The organism is Dolichospermum flos-aquae CCAP 1403/13F, assembly GCF_012516395.1.
In the GTDB taxonomy this organism is placed as follows: domain Bacteria; phylum Cyanobacteriota; class Cyanobacteriia; order Cyanobacteriales; family Nostocaceae; genus Dolichospermum; species Dolichospermum lemmermannii.
The window spans coordinates 414,605-430,565 of the sequence record NZ_CP051206.1; the positions used below are offsets into that span (position 1 = coordinate 414,605).

At 37.9% G+C, this 15,961-nt stretch carries 18 protein-coding genes and 2 pseudogenes; 16 read left to right on the top strand and 4 right to left on the bottom strand.

Features of this window, described 5'->3' with window-relative positions:
• Positions 1-123 precede the first annotated feature (123 nt).
• The 15 genes and pseudogenes from HGD76_RS02120 to HGD76_RS02190 all read left to right on the top strand — a co-directional run bounded on the left by HGD76_RS02120 (position 124) and on the right by HGD76_RS02190 (position 9,804).
• Positions 124-759: a hypothetical protein gene (locus tag HGD76_RS02120; protein ID WP_210967702.1), complete on the top strand. Its 636-nt coding sequence runs from the start codon at positions 124-126 to the stop codon at positions 757-759.
• Between the two features lie 450 nt (positions 760-1,209).
• Positions 1,210-1,849: pseudogene (locus tag HGD76_RS02125) on the top strand (IS1634 family transposase); the annotation flags it as partial.
• 215 nt (positions 1,850-2,064) lie between these two features.
• Complete coding sequence (locus HGD76_RS02130; RefSeq protein WP_210967704.1) at positions 2,065-2,214, top strand: hypothetical protein; 150 nt, start codon at positions 2,065-2,067, stop codon at positions 2,212-2,214.
• Positions 2,215-2,370: 156 nt separating this feature from the next.
• Entirely contained in the window at positions 2,371-2,595 is a 225-nt protein-coding gene (locus tag HGD76_RS02135; protein WP_148762555.1) for a FitA-like ribbon-helix-helix domain-containing protein, read from the top strand.
• The gene (locus HGD76_RS02140; protein ID WP_148762553.1) at positions 2,595-2,987 is read left to right on the top strand and encodes a type II toxin-antitoxin system VapC family toxin; all 393 of its coding nucleotides are present in this window, start codon (positions 2,595-2,597) and stop codon (positions 2,985-2,987) included. The genes HGD76_RS02135 and HGD76_RS02140 overlap by 1 nt, the downstream gene beginning before the upstream one ends.
• A gap of 75 nt (positions 2,988-3,062) precedes the next feature.
• Positions 3,063-3,200 (top strand): nucleotidyltransferase family protein, encoded by a 138-nt coding sequence (locus HGD76_RS02145; protein WP_233467012.1) that lies wholly within the window; start codon positions 3,063-3,065, stop codon positions 3,198-3,200.
• Between the two features lie 561 nt (positions 3,201-3,761).
• On the top strand, positions 3,762-4,163 hold the full coding sequence (locus HGD76_RS02150; RefSeq protein ID WP_168694824.1) for a restriction endonuclease subunit S: 402 nt from the start codon (positions 3,762-3,764) through the stop codon (positions 4,161-4,163).
• Between the two features lie 14 nt (positions 4,164-4,177).
• On the top strand, positions 4,178-5,527 hold the full coding sequence (locus tag HGD76_RS02155) for an AAA family ATPase (RefSeq protein WP_168694825.1): 1,350 nt from the start codon (positions 4,178-4,180) through the stop codon (positions 5,525-5,527).
• Positions 5,528-5,710: 183 nt separating this feature from the next.
• Positions 5,711-6,004: a DUF2281 domain-containing protein gene (locus tag HGD76_RS02160; protein WP_148762543.1), complete on the top strand. Its 294-nt coding sequence runs from the start codon at positions 5,711-5,713 to the stop codon at positions 6,002-6,004.
• Positions 5,997-6,356 (top strand): type II toxin-antitoxin system PemK/MazF family toxin, encoded by a 360-nt coding sequence (locus HGD76_RS02165; protein ID WP_148762541.1) that lies wholly within the window; start codon positions 5,997-5,999, stop codon positions 6,354-6,356. Before HGD76_RS02160 ends, HGD76_RS02165 begins: the two co-directional genes overlap by 8 nt.
• 33 nt (positions 6,357-6,389) lie before the next feature.
• Positions 6,390-6,722 carry a DUF4145 domain-containing protein gene (locus HGD76_RS02170; protein ID WP_168694826.1) on the top strand — a complete coding sequence of 111 codons (333 nt, stop codon included), beginning with the start codon at positions 6,390-6,392 and terminating at the stop codon, positions 6,720-6,722.
• 77 nt (positions 6,723-6,799) lie between these two features.
• Positions 6,800-7,429, top strand: a complete 630-nt coding sequence (locus tag HGD76_RS02175; RefSeq protein ID WP_168694827.1) for a hypothetical protein — start codon at positions 6,800-6,802, stop codon at positions 7,427-7,429.
• A complete protein-coding gene (locus HGD76_RS02180) occupies positions 7,417-7,929 on the top strand; it encodes a type I restriction-modification enzyme R subunit C-terminal domain-containing protein (RefSeq protein WP_168694828.1) in 513 nt (170 codons plus the stop codon). Before HGD76_RS02175 ends, HGD76_RS02180 begins: the two co-directional genes overlap by 13 nt.
• 313 nt (positions 7,930-8,242) lie before the next feature.
• Positions 8,243-9,469 (top strand): RNA-guided endonuclease IscB, encoded by a 1,227-nt coding sequence (iscB, locus tag HGD76_RS02185; protein ID WP_168694829.1) that lies wholly within the window; start codon positions 8,243-8,245, stop codon positions 9,467-9,469.
• A gap of 182 nt (positions 9,470-9,651) precedes the next feature.
• Positions 9,652-9,804: a hypothetical protein gene (locus HGD76_RS02190; RefSeq protein WP_160170653.1), complete on the top strand. Its 153-nt coding sequence runs from the start codon at positions 9,652-9,654 to the stop codon at positions 9,802-9,804.
• Here the strand turns inward: HGD76_RS02190 and xisF are convergent.
• Positions 9,788-11,149, bottom strand: coding sequence for a fdxN element excision recombinase XisF (gene xisF / locus HGD76_RS02195; protein WP_233467013.1), 1,362 nt, complete (start codon positions 11,147-11,149; stop codon positions 9,788-9,790). The two genes, HGD76_RS02190 and xisF, sit on opposite strands and share 17 nt — an antisense overlap.
• Before the next feature lie 33 nt (positions 11,150-11,182).
• Between xisF and nifH the strand changes: the two are divergent.
• Positions 11,183-11,476 (top strand): annotated as a pseudogene (gene nifH, locus HGD76_RS02200) (nitrogenase reductase); the annotation flags it as partial.
• A gap of 191 nt (positions 11,477-11,667) precedes the next feature.
• Here the strand turns inward: nifH and HGD76_RS02205 are convergent.
• Genes HGD76_RS02205 through HGD76_RS02215 form a run of 3 tightly spaced genes read right to left on the bottom strand, consistent with a single transcriptional unit; the run spans position 11,668 to position 15,917 of the window.
• Entirely contained in the window at positions 11,668-12,993 is a 1,326-nt protein-coding gene (locus HGD76_RS02205; protein WP_168694831.1) for a protein NO VEIN domain-containing protein, read from the bottom strand.
• 33 nt (positions 12,994-13,026) lie between these two features.
• Positions 13,027-14,247: a DNA cytosine methyltransferase gene (locus tag HGD76_RS02210; RefSeq protein WP_168636850.1), complete on the bottom strand. Its 1,221-nt coding sequence runs from the start codon at positions 14,245-14,247 to the stop codon at positions 13,027-13,029.
• The gene (locus tag HGD76_RS02215) at positions 14,244-15,917 is read right to left on the bottom strand and encodes an Alw26I/Eco31I/Esp3I family type II restriction adenine-specific DNA-methyltransferase (RefSeq protein WP_168694832.1); all 1,674 of its coding nucleotides are present in this window, start codon (positions 15,915-15,917) and stop codon (positions 14,244-14,246) included. The genes HGD76_RS02210 and HGD76_RS02215 overlap by 4 nt, the downstream gene beginning before the upstream one ends.
• Positions 15,918-15,961: the final 44 nt, after the last annotated feature.

The window sequence follows — 15,961 nt, forward strand, 5'->3', positions numbered from 1 at the left end:
AGGACTACTCTCATACATAAAGTGTTACACAGTTGCCAATTCACTTTTACTCAGCCTCATCTAATTGAGACAAAAACTACATCATCCTCGTCTCTAAGTTCATCTGCTATCGAGTCACTTTCAATGAATAAAGCTTCCTTTGTTGCTGGGTTGTATACAAATCTCTTGTGTTTCTTACTACCCTTTTCTTTAGCAATTCTTTCTAATTCTAAACTAGCTTCAGGCGGAGCTATGACAACTTCATCATCAAGGTCATTCCAATATTCAATGCACTGCTTAGATAAAGAATTATATCCTATCAAATGCTTAGAACTTTCAGGACTAAATAATACAGAAATTCTTGAAAACGAAAATTTGAAAGATCCAGAAAGTTGGACACATCTCATTAACCTATATCAAGGTAATCCAAAATATATTCAAGACGTAACCATCTTAATTAAAGATTTTTTTGATGATAGTGTTGCCGAGTTTTTAGCAGAAAACCAACTCATTCTGACCAATCAAATGCGATCGCATTTTAAACAGCTATTCACAAAACTCTCTCCCCTAGAACAACAACTAGCCCTGGAATTAAGCAAATTTAAAGAACCTGTCGTTAGGGAAACCTTAAAGCAAAACTTAAACTGGTCATCCACAGACTTTATTAACGCCCTAGAATCCCTGCAAAAACGCCATTTAATCACCAAAATCAAAGCAGATAAAACCCAATTTGATTTGTCCCCAATTTTTAAAGAATACGTCAAAACCCTTGATCAGTAGATTAGTAGATTTTTTGTTTCGCGCAAAGACGGCTCAATTACATATCTGCTAAAGGTTTACTGAAGCCAATCTCTATTCCTGTGAGTCGTGATTTTTGGGCGATCGCTGGTTGATTTTTTGCGGAATTGCGATATAAATGTTATGCTTGACGTAATACATAACACTTGCCTATGCCTCAAAAATATAAAGACCTATTCAAAAACTTAAATCCGTAGTTTTCTCTGTTTCCTGTTTTGCTATTTCAGAATCAAAAAACAAATCTTGATTTTCTCTAACTAAAAAAAAGAGCCGGGATTTCTCCCAGCCCAAAACCTGAAAAGAGGCGATTTCTTACCAATTTCTCTACAATGTTGTAAAATTTCTTGTTGTTGAGATTTGGAAAGATATTGTTGTAGATGTAGCATAAAGATGTCCTAAAAAAATAAACTAAATTCTCTTAGCGAGCTAGTCAAGTTAGAAAAAGAAGATTTTTGTTCAAAATCTTTAGCAGAATTAAAAATTAAAGACATGACAGCAAAATTAAAATATCATCAAACATCGGACATAGAAATTAGCGAGAAATTAAAGAAAGGAACAACAGTAGTGTATCAAGTCAAATGTAAATTAATAGAAAATCAGGAGTTAATCACAAAACATCAAAATTCTTGTGGTCGATTTATTTTATTCTTCGAATATTTTAGACACAACCAAATTAGCACCTACAGAAATATTGAGAATATATAAAGAACAGCAATCAACAGAGCGAGGATTTAGATTTATCAAAGACCGGTTATTTTTTGCCGATAGTCTTTTTGTGAAAAATCCAGAAAGAGTAGAGACAATGATGATGTTAATGGCATTATGTCTTTTGGTTTATAATCTGGGACAAAGACAATTACGAATTGCATTAAAAACACAAAAAGCTACTGTTAAAAATCAACTAAATAAACCCACGGAATCTCCCACATTAAGGTGGATATTTCAATGTTTTCAGGTGATTCATATTCTGATTGCACAAGGAGTTCAGAGAATTCTTAACTTAACGAAGGAACATTGTCGCCTCTTGCAATTCCTACCGAATGCTTGTCAAAAATATTATTTATTATGTTAGTTCTAAAATCTATAATTCCCTATTGCATGGTTTTGTGTTTCTCTAACTGATTTAAAAATTCAAATTCAACTATTTCACTGGCTTTTTAGACACAATAAAAGAGCTAGAATTTTTGTGTGCATAATTTATTTTTCGATAGTAACGTAATTTTTACTAACTATTGTTTTGAATTACCCGTGAATGTAGTTTTTGTATACTACTCATTGAAGTGCGGAATGTGGGATGATCTAAGTTTGAATCGTTACAAGGAAGTTGTGCATGAGCAGGTTGATCATCTTGCACCTCAAGAGATTCTGGCTAATTTGGCGAAGTTAGAGGTGGAAATTCAGCAGGGGATGGAGAAATTGGAGGCATTGCTAAAATAGTTAATAAAAGCCGTTTATGGGAGAAAAAGCAACGCAGATATAGCAAGATTCTGAAGGGTACGTAGATGAACACAGATAAAATTTTTCTTTTGCCAGCAAAGTGCTATCATTTGAGTAATAATCCGGTAGTAGACTAGCACTAGCAAAGGAGGCAGTATGGCAACAATTACCATTCGTAATATATCCGATGAGTTGCTTGATCGCATTAAACGCTTGGCGGCACAAAAGGGGGTTTCGATGGAGCAAGAAGTCCGTGATTTGTTGCAAAAACGTTATGGGCAAAGGGATGAAGTGCTTGCTCGTATTCGTCAACGGGCGGAGGTATTACCGATGGAAGCAGAAATTCGGGTGCAGTCTTGGAAATCAGAAGGACGACCTTGATGGTAATTGATACGATGGTTTTTGCTTATGCCCTCTTGCACGTAGAGAACAAGTATGAACAAGCGCTCGCTGCTTTGGAAAGTGTAGATCAGATTGTGGTGCCTGATTCGTTGTTTGCCGAGTTGGGTAATGTGATTTGGCAATGGATACAATTTCGACAATTACCTTTACAAATAGGTTTGGATGCGTTGCAAGATGCTGAGGCATTGGTTGATGTGATGATTTCTAGTTCTCAAATTCGGGATGTTGCTCTTAAACTGGCAGTCGAGGCAAATCATTCATTCTACGATACGTTATTCGTGGCAGCAGCAATTCATTCTGATACTCAGGTGCTTACTTATGATCGGAAACTGGGGGCTAAGTTCGGTGACTACGTTATCTTACTAGAATAGGGATGAAAAAATTGGAGGGAATGATGAAATAATTGTATTTGTTAAGATTAAATTAACTGTGGCTAACGATAAAATATGATGAAACCTATTAAGGAAATTCGGGAAGTTTTATCACTACAAAAGCAATCTCTCTGTGAAATTTATCAAATTACAGAAATTGGGATCTTTGGTTCTTATGCTAGGGGAGAGGAGACGGACGCAAGTGATATATAGGACTCCTATTTGATTTTTGAACTATACGTAGGGTGGGAAATGCCCTCCGTATGCGGTTTTTGGCGGGCATTTCCCACCGTATACTACTTGATATTTTTCAGGAATCATTTAGGAATCCTATAGATATTTTGGTTGATTGTCAGTAACTCAGCCCTAAAGGGACTGAGCTTGTAAGAAATTACAAGCTGTACTGACCAGTCTAGTTTCATTTACCACCACTAGAAGAACAAAAACGGATTGCAGAGATACTAGATCAAGCGGAAGAACTGAGGACTAAACGACGGAAAGCGATCGCACAATTCGACACCCTCCCCCAAGCCATCTTCATAGAAATGTTCGGGAATAATGCTCCTCTTGAAAGTGGATGGGATACTGTTAGCTTTGGTAATTTAATGGAAGTTTTAACTGACTATCATGCAAATGGTAGCTATGAAATTTTACGAGACAATGTTGTATTAAAGAATCAAATTGATCATGCTTTGATGATTAGAACAACAGATTTAGAGAATAACAACTTTCAAACAATACTGTATTTATATTGATGAAAAAGCATATAATTTTTTGAGCAAATCAAAAGTTTATGGCGGAGAAATTATTATCAATAAGATAGGTAGTGCCGGCAAAGTATATCTTATGCCTTATTTAAAAAGACCAGTATCATTAGGCATGAATGCGTTTTTGATTCGTTTAAATAATAAAGTAAATACCTCATTTATTTATTATTTTTTAACTTTTTCGTATGGTAAAGAAGCAATTAATAAAAATGTAAAGGGTGCTGTCACAAAAACAATTACAAAAGAAGCAATAAGAGGAATTACAATTCCTGTCCCACCTCTTCATCTTCAAGAAGAATTTTCCCACCGCGTTGAAGCTGTAGAAAAACTCAAAGCAGTACACCGCGCTTCATTATCAGAACTCGATGCCCTTTTTGCTTCCCTCCAACCTCCAACATCGAGCCTTTAGAGGAGAATTGTAACATGAGCGCCATGCTAACAGAATTTACCCTCGCCAACTTTAAAAGTTACCGTACCAGCCACTTACCCCTGGGATCTTTAACCGTGCTAATAGGTGCAAACGCCGCAGGTAAAAGTAACGCCCTGGAAGGTTTGCGGTTTTTGTCATGGCTGGTACAAGGACAAAAACTCGACCGTATTCAATATGCAGTGAATAGCGCCGAGCGAGTTGTACGTGGTCGAGTCAATGACTTATGCCATCGGGGAGAATCAAATTTTACCATCGGTTGCCGTTTAGACTCAACAGAATGGAACGAACTCAATATAACCCTGAATGTCCGTGATGGAGAACTGCACATCAGTAATGAGCGAATTGCTGACTTAACAAATTCAGTCCCACTATATGAGTTAAATCAGCCTTCAGAAGGGATAAATACTGATGTTAGTGTGGCATATAACAACTTTACAAGAGGGCAGAACAAGCCACGAATAACTTGCAGTGATCAAATGGCTATCTTTGTGCAATTAGACAGCCCTGCCCGGTTTGATGCCAAATATGAAAATTCCCAAAAGATAATTCCTGAAACAGTCCGCGAATATCAACGAGTCTTACAGAATATCCTGTTTTTAGATCCCGTTCCCGCCAAAATGCGCGAGTACAGTTTTAAATCTGATAAGCGATTACAAGAAGATGGTACTAATCTATCCAGCGTTCTCTATCGCTTATGGGAGAACCAACCAGAAAATCAACAGACCATTCTCAACTTCATCCAGAGTTTACCAGAACAGGCTATAGATGGGCTAGATTTTCTTTTCGGTCCACGGGATGAAGTTATGGTGCGACTAGCGGAAACCTTTGGTAATAACCATCGCTATTGTGAAGCCGCATTGTTATCAGATGGCACATTGCGGGTATTAGCGATAGCGAAGCGCTCCGCAGGAATCGCAGCAGCTATGCTATCGGCTACCGAAGGAAGTTTAGTAGTTATCGAAGAAATTGATAACGGTGTTCATCCCAACCGCGCCCAGCATCTACTAGCCAGCATCCGAGATATTGCCGAAAAGCGTAAATTACGAGTATTACTTTCCACTCACAACCCAGCCTTAATGGATGCTTTACCAGATGCGGCTTTACGTGATGTTGTCTTTTGTTTCCGAGATCCAGAGGAAGGGAATCAAGGAAATAGTCGCCTGATTAGGCTTGGGGATATGTACGATTTCCCTAGTCTGATATCCCAGGGACCACTGGGACAACTGGTAACTGCTGGAGTAGTGGATAGGTTCGTTAAGTCACCCTACACACCTGAAGACAGAAAACAGCAAGCTCTGGCCTGGCTGTCTCGTTTACAGGAGTACAGCAATTTATCTATTTAATTTGATTAACTTAATCATAGTAAATCTAGTGAAGAATGTTTCCTTATGTGGAAAAATAGCATTACACTTAATTAAGTTGTACTTTTATTACTGACAGGGAGACAAACAAAGCTGAAAATAAAACAGTGTAAATAATGTGACGATTTATGGTAAAAAAATTGGAGAAACCCCAGAAATAAAACCATGCAAAACACAGCCAACATTGAACAAATAATCCTCAACAACCTACGCCAACTACCCCCAGAAAAACAACAAGAAGTTTTAGACTTTACGGAATTTCTGCAACAAAAACTCACAACAACAAAAACAAAAACATCTTCACCATCCCTCAAAGAAATTGCAGCCATGCCACTAACACAAAGACATCAGCACCTTGCCCAGTTCATTCCTCAAACCGCTACAGACTTCCTCACCAACCCAGAACTAACAGAATTTTCCGTATTAGACACTGAAGACTGGGAACTTGAACATGACTAACCCCAAACGTGGCGAAATTTGGTTAGTAGACCTCAACCCTACCAGAGGGCAAGAAATCCAGAAAACTCGCCCTGTAGTAGTTATCAGTGCCGATATTTTTAATCCTATCCCCATCAGAATCATTATTCCTATTACAAGCTGGCAAGAAAAATTTAAAGAGCGCCCTTTTATGGTGAAAATTGCAGCCAGTCCAGAAAATCAACTTGAGCGAGATTCAGCCGGAAATGTTTTGCAAGTTCGCAGCATTTCCACGGAAAGATTTGTCAAACAGTTGGGACAAGTTCTAGACGAAACCCTACAAGAACTGTTATCAGGTCTAGTTATTTGCATTGATTACGAACCCAGTCCATAATATATTATTATATACAAAAGCTTGATTAACTGAATGAGCCAGTTTACCTTCCTGCAAACCGAATTTCCGACAATTTACGAATCTGCTCACAAAGCCTTTAAAACAGCCTATCGTGATCCTCGAACTGCCTGTTTCTATGCCCGTCGCGCTTTGGAATTGACGGTAAACTGGCTCTATAAATACGATACATCCCTAAATTTGCCTTATCAAGATAACCTTAGCGCCCTAATCCACGAACCTACCTTTAAAAACTTAGTTGGTGAAGCCGTATTTAACAAAGCAAAATTAATTATCAAACTCGGTAACAATGCAGTTCACAAAGAAAACAAAGTTCCCGTTATTTATTCGACTATTGCCAAAATTTAGAGTTCTTCAAGCATAACCCAGAAACGACTGATGCACCTATCGGTAAATCTCTAAATAAACATTTATTTACTACCCGCTTGGATCTAATTGCGGAGTTAGATAATATTTCACCCCAACCCCGCTCCCTGAGCGAAGTCGAAGGGAGCAAATTTGAAGATAACTTTGAAGAACCAAAAACCAATGCTGAACTGCGTAGTAAATTAGCCAATTTACTCTATACAGAAGTTGCAGCTATGAATAGCGAAAACTTCGTGGTTCGTCCTAAGCGCCGATTTGTTGAACAATATGCTAACTCTAAATCATGGCAATCTCTATCAGATGAAGATTTTATTACTCTCAACCAAGAAATAGCCGGTTTACCTTCTCAATTGGAGACAGAAGCAGAAGAGATAAAACGATTTGATATTTTGGTATTGAAGTTACAATTAGCGATATTGCGCTCTCACTCCAGCGTTAAACATTTACGAGAACAAATAAAGTCACTTGCTGGGTTACTTGAAGAAAAATCAGCCATTCCCTTAGTACAGCAACAATTACTTCTAATTCAGGATATACAAACCGACGAATGGTGGGAAGATGTAACATTACCCATGATAGAGGTACTACGGAAACGCTTGCGGGGTTTAGTCAAGCTGATTGAGAAACAAAGACGTATACCTATTTACACTGATTTTGAGGATGAAATGGGTGCGGAATGTGGGTTGTAGTAGAGTTACCTGGTTTTACATCATCTGATAATTTTGAGAAGTTTCGCGCTAAAGCACGGGCGTTTTTGCGATCGCATCAGGATAATATAGTTATTTTCAAACTCAGAACGAATAAACAACTAACTCCATCGGATCTATCAGAACTAGAAAGCATATTAGCAGAAAGTGGTATTGGGGAAACAGAAGATATTATCCGCGCTAAAGAAGAGTCACAGGGGTTAGGCTTATTTGTTCGTTCTCTAGTAGGACTAGATAGGGAAGTAGCCAAACAAGAACTAGCTTGTTTTATATCTGACAAAAAGCTGAATGCTAATCAGATAGAGTTTGTGAATATGATCATTGACTACCTCACAGAACACGGTGTCATGGATGCGGCGCTTCTCTATGAATCTCCATTTACCGATATCACTCCGCAGAGACCCGATGAATTATTTACCTCCTCCCAAGTAGATGAATTAATTTGTCTGTTGGAAGAAGTTTATGGCAGAGCAGTCGCCTAAGCGGTTTAATGAGAGAGAAAATTTTCGCTCTCCTCAAAGGACAGGACTTATATCCCATTGTTTTCAGTCAAGGGGTGAAATAAGCATCCATTCCGAAACTTTCGGTTGTTGAGCCTCAAGGTGATGTAGGAAAGCAGTTGAGTTTGTTTTGAGTGGGGAGTTATGGTAATTATGAGAGCGATCGCCTATGGTAATGGAAAGGGCGATTGCCTATAATTTTTGTCTAGTTCTAAGGTCAATGGAACAGTGTTGCAGGCATAACAAGCTCCTAAAACATTGACGAAGCTAACTTTACCCGCAAGGAGGGACAGTAATGTCCAAAATATTTTTAATTGACGCAAACAAAAAACCATTAAATCCAATTCACCCTGCCCAAGCAAGGCAGCTACTAAGAAACAAAAAAGCCTCCATTTTTAGACGATTTCCATTCGTTTTGATTTTGTCCGAGCCATACGAAGACCCTATAATTTCACCGTTGAGATTAAAGATTGATCCGGGTGCGAAGACAACAGGAATAGCTTTAGTCAATGACGCTACTGGCGAAGTTGTATTCGCAGCCGAATTAAAACATAGGGGTTTTGCAATTCGAGATGCTTTGACATCAAGAAGACAACTAAGATGTAGTAGAAGAAACAGGAAAACTCGATATCGGAAACCAAGGTTCTTGAATAGAACCAGATCAAAAGGGTGGTTAGCTCCAAGCCTACAAAGTCGCATTGAAAATATCAAAACCTGGGTTAATAAGTTACAAAGATTTGCACCTATTATTGCAATTAGCCAAGAACTTGTGCGTTTCGATATGCAGTTAATGCAAAATCCCGACATTCAAGGAAAAGAGTACCAACAAGGGACATTGGCTGGCTACGAAACGAGGGAATATTTGCTAGAAAAATGGGATAGACAGTGTGCTTACTGTGGAGTTAATGGTGTGCCATTGCAGATCGAACATATACATCCACGAGCAAAGGCTGGTACTAATTCCATTGCAAATTTGGCATTAAGTTGTGAAAAATGCAATATCAAAAAAGGGATTAAAGACATCAAAGATTTTCTTAAAAAAGACACTAACAGATTAGAGAAAATCTTGAAACAAGCCAAAAGACCATTAGCCAATGCAGCAGCAGTTAATGCAACTAGATTTGCATTGCTTGACGCTTTGAAAGCCACTGGTTTGCCAGTAGAAACTGGCTCTGGAGGGTTAACAAAATTCAATAGAAATCAACAGGGCATAGACAAAACGCATTGGGTAGATGCAGCCTGTGTTGGCAAATCAACACCCAAACTAATAATCAAAAATATCAAGCCGTTATTGATAACTGCTAATGGGCATGGCAGTAGACAATCCTGCCGTACAGATAAATATGGCTTTCCAAAACGTTACGTCCCTAGATTCAAATTTGTTAAAGGGTTTCAAACTGGGGATATTGTCAAAGCTATTGTCAGTACAGGTAAAAAAGTTGGTGAATATATTGGTAGCGTTAAAAAATTTCCCCTGACTGTGCAGGATGCAGACACATTACCAACGGTGGTTAAGGAATAGTTTAGAATCAGAGAATACTGATAAATAATTCATACAAAACAATATGAGATTCTTGATTCTTGAAAAACACAAAACTTGATTTGATATTTGATTTTGTGTCTGAATAATAAATTTGTTCATCATAAACAGACAAAAATATCAAAAAATAGCTAAACTAGTTACAAGACTTCACCTATTATGATATGCAGGAAACAGCGACTCAAGTATTGATTCGTGTCTCTAAAAAATGGTATAGGATTCGGTATTTAGATCCTTATACCAGAAAGAGATTAATGTTATTATCAGAAGAAGAATTTGAAGTAGAACTTCAAGGGCTGCTTAAACCCGCAGCTTGACTTCTTTGATTTCACCATTGGCAACTTTTACGTAATCAATTAATTCTTTATATATTAAAGATTTATCTGCCCAGGGTGTTTCATCCCAAAAATTAATCTTGCTACAACAAAACGCAAGAATATCAAATAGTTCGCTGTTGATTTTATTGACTACTGTTTCTTTTTGTTTAATTTTATTAATCTCTAAAATTGTTTGGTCAATGGCATCTTGAATTATTGGGTTTTTAGGTAAAAGTCTCAATGATTTTAGTTGCTCTTGTTTAGCAATCAATTCCGGGCTATCCTGTGTTTCCACATTTGAATTTGTAATTGCATATTCCTTAATTTCCCTGTGCCGTTCTACTAAGGTTTGATCTACCGTTAAAATAATATCTGGTAGATAAGTGCTAATTTTGTTACTACAAAAATTATTTCCCATGTTTTCATGTTTTTTGCAGCGAACTCTATATGTCGAATTTCGTTTCTTACAAAAACATTTATAGCCGCAGTCAGCGCAAATAATCTGCCCCGCTAGTGGGAAAATCTCTGTTTCCTTTTTTTCTCTACCGTAGCTGTATTTAGATTTATTCTCGTCAAGTTTTGCAACTATGCGTTTGAAGATATTTTCACTAATTAAAGGTTGGTGAGTATCTTCATGAACATCCCAATTCTCAGGTTTATTTAAATTGTCTTTGATATTGTAGGCGGTACAGCCTCTCAGTACAGGGTTTAAAAGCCAGTAACGCAGTCCGGCAGCAGTCCACTTGAGATGATAAGTTTGCAGTAAATATTGACCCGTACTCCTCAATGTAGCCCCATCACCGAGGAAATATTCAATCATCTTGTGAGCGATCGCCCATTTACTAATTCCATTCATCTCAGATAAATCAGGAGCATACTTTTCATCCACGCGACAATACCCAAAAGGTGGCCGGGGAGAAGCCTTTTTCTGCTCTCTAAAAAAGTTCATACCATTTTTGATCCGATTAGCAAGTAGCCTAGATTCAAATTCAGCCAATCCAGCCATCTGGTTCACAGAAAACCACCCAAAGGGGGAAGATGGGTCAACGGGGGCATCCAAAACCGTGAGTTTGACTTTGTACTCCTCAAAGATAGCGATCGCCTTGTGAATCCCCACCACGCTGCGTCCTAGTCGGTCAATTCTAGTGCAGATGACTTCGGTGATTTTGCCTTGTTTGCACTGAGCAATCATTTTATTAAATTCTTTCCTCTTGTCACTGCGCCCGGACTCAACATCTGAGAAGATGACAATAGCGCCAGCCCTTTCTACTCGTGCTGTTTGTTGTTCCAAAGCATTACCTTCATCCTGTTCACGGGTGGAAACCCTCACATAACCTGCTTTCATGATCATTCCTCATATTGCCCATATTGTTAATATAACTCTACTCGTTTAATGCTTCACTCCAAGGCTCAAACAACCGTTCTTCACTTGGCTGCTGAAAGAGGATCTGTTGAAGACCTAGAACTTCATGAAGTAATGCTCAAAGGTTTCCGCGACGTTAAATGCGTGGAATCCGGTGGTCCAGAACCCGGTGTAGGTTGCGCCGGTCGTGGTATTATCACCGCTATTAACTTCCTAGAAGAAAACGGTGCTTACACAGATTTAGATTTCGTATCTTACGACGTACTAGGTGACGTTGTATGTGGTGGTTTTGCTATGCCTATCCGTGAAGATTAAGCTATTTTGTCTGGGGTTTTTGTAAATGCAATTGGTTGGGAATTTTGATTTTTTTTATGCCCTATTTTTGCCCTGGGAAATTTTAGATAAATGGGGTTTTTGTTAGGATTTATTCTTTTATTTACCCTATTTTGTCCCTAGTGTCAAGGGGGATACATGATTTTTGATAAATGGGTTACTAATTGTCATAATTTTTCAATGTCTAAATCATCATTAACTGCTACTAACCACGAACTACGATTAATGGAGTATTGTATGACGGTTATTTCTCTGGCGTTACAGTTTTCAGTAGGGTTATGAATCCAGTATATCGGGTTTTGTGACTCCACTCTAAAGTTCTCAATGATAGCCAACCAGTAATCTGAACCATATTCTTTTGCTTTTTGCCACTCTCTTTCAGTTAAAGTTGGAGAACAAGAACCTAATGAACTTTTAACTTCAATATATTTTCGTTTGTTACCCTTTTCAGCCAAAAGGTCATATCCACATCTTTGCTGAGATACATCGTATACAATCCAATCATTATTTCGTAAAACCTCCATTACATATTGTTGAGCACCCCAACCACTATTTGATCCTGGTTCAGGTATTTCTACTTCTGAAAGTATTGGATTTGGAATCTCTTTAATCTGTCTATCAGATGAAAGTTTTGAAATTGCTGGAACTGAAACAACTGCCTTTAATAAGCTTTGTGAAATAGGGGTGTAATCTACTGACGGAAAATTTCTCAATAGTTGTAGATTATACTGATTCTGTTTCTTATCCTCAAAGTATGCGATTAATTCTTCTTGAGAGAAGCCATAGTCACTTGCAAAATCATTAATATCAACTTCCTTGCGACTAACATAAATACCAGGTAATGGGTCGTGATACAAGGCAACTATCAAAGGTAATATAGGTATACGTTGCCCATTTGGGGCTATATGTGGTAGAAAATTTTGTATGTTTGCCATATCTACAAGAGAATAGCTTTCTCCCCGCACAGTTGTTTCGGCGCGAAGCCATTTTGGTTGTTCTTCGCCTCGGTATTTAGCCTCACTTTGACATAATATACAAGTGGCATTTTTTAAGCTACCTTGTTGTACAGGTTGAAGATATCGGCAATTCAAACGATTTTGATTCAAAAAATCATGGTCAGCTAAATCTTTTGAAGAGGCATAACAAACTATTCCTTTCTGAAGGCGGAAGTTGTTTCTCCAAGTATTTTGAGGAGAAGTATTCCCAAGACCAACAACACCAGTTTTAGCCAGATAGTTGTTATCAAATAACCTGAGTACGCAGTTATTTGATGGTCTAGATTCTTTACTGTATAAGTCATCTATATTTTTCTGAATAATTAAGGCTGAGACAGATTGATCGGAGAAAATACTTGGGATTTCACTTCGCCAAAATTTCAATGCCAGAAAAACCTGAGTTAAGCGACCTTTGAAATTTCGCCCTACACTGTTTCCATACTTTTGGAGTTCTTTTAACGATGCCTCGTATAAGTCTTTATTCGTTATGTCAATCACTTTTAAGCATCTCCTAGTATATTACTTTTTGACTTAATTTAAACCTTGAATAGAGACAGAAGTGTAAATTTCTTTATCGTGCAATTTTTTTAAATACTGTGCAGGTGTGATTATATTACGCATTAAGGATTGGTATTTAGTTAGTGCTGGCATTATGTAATCAAGATGTTCTCCATCCTGTCCAGCTTCTAAAGGTGGTAGATCACTGATGGCTTCATCAACTCTGACTACTGGTGAAAGACCTAGTAAACCGCTTCCATCTGAATCACATACAGGTGTGGGAGGTGGAATAGGCTGTTTTTCTTGCTGCAAACCGATCAAAATTACACGCTTGCGCCTTTGTGGAATTCCATAATTTGCTGTATCTACTTTCCAAGTTGAAAGATTATCTGTTACTGATTCAAGAGCAGTTTTTATTTGCTGAAAAACTAAACCATTTTCCATACTTAATAAACCCATAACGTTCTCAAAAACAAAACCATCTGGATTTATTGCTTCAATAATTTGTTGATAATTTTTAAATAGTGAATTACGCTCATCCTGCATTGACCTAGCATTACCAGCAGTAGAAAATCCTTGACATGGTGGACCTCCCAAAACAAACAATTTAGAATCAGGTTTACTTTGTCTTGCAGCAACAGCTAATGAAACGATTTTTGAAAAAACTTGATCATCCCTAATATCTCCAACAATTACAGAAGAATCAATATTTTTAGCATAAGTTTCCAGAGCTATGCGCTCAATATCGTTAGCGACTATAGGTTGCCAACCAGCCCATTTAAATCCTAGTGCTAACCCCCCTGCTCCTGAGAAGATATCTACAAACATTCCCGGTGATCCTAAATGCAAGGCGATTTGATATGCCAGAAGTGGTGGAACAGCATTACCTATTTGTGTATTAATCGCAGTACGAGATCCCAGGAAACAAAAATTATCTGGGAAGCTTTGAAGCCTTGCTGCTTCACGTTGGCTAATGACCCGATGCTGACCACCTGCATAGTCATAATGGAGATGACAGCCATTACCAGGACGATTAAAGTAAGTGTTGATTGTGTAAGCTGGTGCATCTGGGTGTAATCGCCCATAGTAAGTAGAGCGGCTTCCCTTACCCTGAGCATAACTTTCTCGAATTTGAACTAAACGTTGAGATGGTATGGAAGTTGGAATATTTTTCCAATTACCTCCAGGCGGAATGTGTACCACCATTGCCAAGTCAAGGTCACTGAGTTTTGCTGAGTAATGATTTGGAATCATGAGGTTCTCCACATTGGATGATCAAGCAAGTTTTGGCACTCCTCTGGTGTAAGTTTAGGGAAAGATTGCATAATTTCAGCTAACCCTTGACTATCTAAACCATAAGCTTTAGCAACAACAATCTCAATTTCTACTTCTGCTGTAACATTCCCGGCTAGTTTTCGCTCAATCATTGGAACTAATTTTGTAGTCAATTCAGAGGTAATTGGTGGTATGCGAGTCTTGCGTAACACCCCTACAGAAACATGAGAAGTTGATAGCATCGAGCGAACTTGAAACTCAAAAGGTAGTGAGGACATAATACCAAGAAGAGTGTAAAGCTTTGAAAAATTATCTGTTCGGAAATGAGCTACACCAAGAGAATTACCTGTAACCCAGTTTTTAGGAATAATTGTTGCCTGAACCCTTCGCTTTTGAGTAGTTCTGCTCACGTCTCGCCATACAATTCGTGGATATTTCACTGATGGAGGAATATTTAGTTTCTTGTCTGGATCAATAAACATCGAAGGTTGGTTAACTCTAGTTAACCTTTCAATCATTTTTCCTTTAATAAATGGATAGTAACCTTTTAATGATAAATAGCTTGTATGACCTGTTTCATCTAATTCTCGACCAGTCCACAATTGCCCTTCATCATTACCTTGCAAATCTCCAAGAGTTTCTAGTTCTGAGAATTTAAGTAGATGATTAAGTTGCGATTGATTGGAATAAACAGGAATAACATAAGAATTTGATTTTAAAAAGCTTTCAGATAAATTAAGTTCTTGATGATATTCTATGCAACTTAAATCTTTGTCAAATTTGTAAGTAAAAGTTTTTTGTCCTGGATTATTTGCTTGAATTGTGATATTAACACAAGTTTGATCAACACCTTCAAAAAGTCTGGATTCAGAGGGAAAGTAATCTATATATTTAATTGCATGATTTGTCAGTAACCACTTTCGTAAAGGTTCAGAATTTTGATCGCTAAGGAAAGATATCGGTGAAACAATTCCTGTAACTCCATGATTTGTTGTCAAATGGGTGGCAACTTCCAAGCCAATACGAGCAAGATTGATACCCCAACCCGCGAACATTTTTCTCGGCATTGACAGTGGAAAATTATTTTTTAGTTTTTGTGATAACGCTCGCAACGATTCAATATACATTGACTCTGTTTGCTCATCCAATCTTTCAAGGTCACGGCGATCTGGCTTAATAACTTCCCAGGGAGGATTGGTAATTGTAATGTCGAATTGTGGTTTATTATCTGTTTGTCTTCCTCTAAATTGGGATATAAAATAAGCAAAGCTATCGTGAGAAAATGCGCTCAGAGTAAAATTAATGCCGATATAATTGGCCATTTTCTCAATAGCCTGCTTTGCTTGAATGACTGCTTGCTCATCACAGTCCCATATTTCAATTCGCCATGATCGATTTGTCAGACTAGGAAAAATTAAAACACGCTCCAAAAGCCAAACAATTAATCGCCCGTCACCGCAAAATGGATCAATAACAGATAGCTCTCCAGTATTTTCTGTACGAGATGCAACAGTCAGAACACTATCAACCAGCCGTTCACCAATGAATTTTGGAGTGTAAAACTTACCAGTTGTCTTGATTAGAAGGTTATCTCTCCCAAGTCCTACTTGAGCAGCAGGTGTAGACTGAAGTATTTCTAGGTGATTCACGGTTGACTCTCTGGTTCAAAGTTGTTAATAATTTTAATTATATT

Excerpts from the sequence above, each read along its gene's own strand:
- HGD76_RS02120 (WP_210967702.1), top strand. The coding sequence starts at position 124 with ATGAATAAAGCTTCCTTTGTTGCTGGGTTGTATACAAATCTCTTGTGT.
- HGD76_RS02155 (WP_168694825.1), top strand. The coding sequence starts at position 4,178 with ATGAGCGCCATGCTAACAGAATTTACCCTCGCCAACTTTAAAAGTTAC.
- HGD76_RS02165 (WP_148762541.1), top strand. The coding sequence starts at position 5,997 with ATGACTAACCCCAAACGTGGCGAAATTTGGTTAGTAGACCTCAACCCT.
- iscB (WP_168694829.1), top strand. The coding sequence starts at position 8,243 with ATGTCCAAAATATTTTTAATTGACGCAAACAAAAAACCATTAAATCCA.
- HGD76_RS02145 (WP_233467012.1), top strand. The coding sequence starts at position 3,063 with ATGATGAAACCTATTAAGGAAATTCGGGAAGTTTTATCACTACAAAAG.
- xisF (WP_233467013.1), bottom strand. The coding sequence starts at position 11,149 with ATGAAAGCAGGTTATGTGAGGGTTTCCACCCGTGAACAGGATGAAGGT.
- HGD76_RS02135 (WP_148762555.1), top strand. The coding sequence starts at position 2,371 with ATGGCAACAATTACCATTCGTAATATATCCGATGAGTTGCTTGATCGC.
- HGD76_RS02190 (WP_160170653.1), top strand. The coding sequence starts at position 9,652 with ATGCAGGAAACAGCGACTCAAGTATTGATTCGTGTCTCTAAAAAATGG.
- HGD76_RS02180 (WP_168694828.1), top strand. The coding sequence starts at position 7,417 with ATGTGGGTTGTAGTAGAGTTACCTGGTTTTACATCATCTGATAATTTT.
- HGD76_RS02210 (WP_168636850.1), bottom strand. The coding sequence starts at position 14,247 with ATGATTCCAAATCATTACTCAGCAAAACTCAGTGACCTTGACTTGGCA.
- HGD76_RS02140 (WP_148762553.1), top strand. The coding sequence starts at position 2,595 with ATGGTAATTGATACGATGGTTTTTGCTTATGCCCTCTTGCACGTAGAG.
- HGD76_RS02170 (WP_168694826.1), top strand. The coding sequence starts at position 6,390 with ATGAGCCAGTTTACCTTCCTGCAAACCGAATTTCCGACAATTTACGAA.
- HGD76_RS02130 (WP_210967704.1), top strand. The coding sequence starts at position 2,065 with ATGTGGGATGATCTAAGTTTGAATCGTTACAAGGAAGTTGTGCATGAG.
- HGD76_RS02160 (WP_148762543.1), top strand. The coding sequence starts at position 5,711 with ATGCAAAACACAGCCAACATTGAACAAATAATCCTCAACAACCTACGC.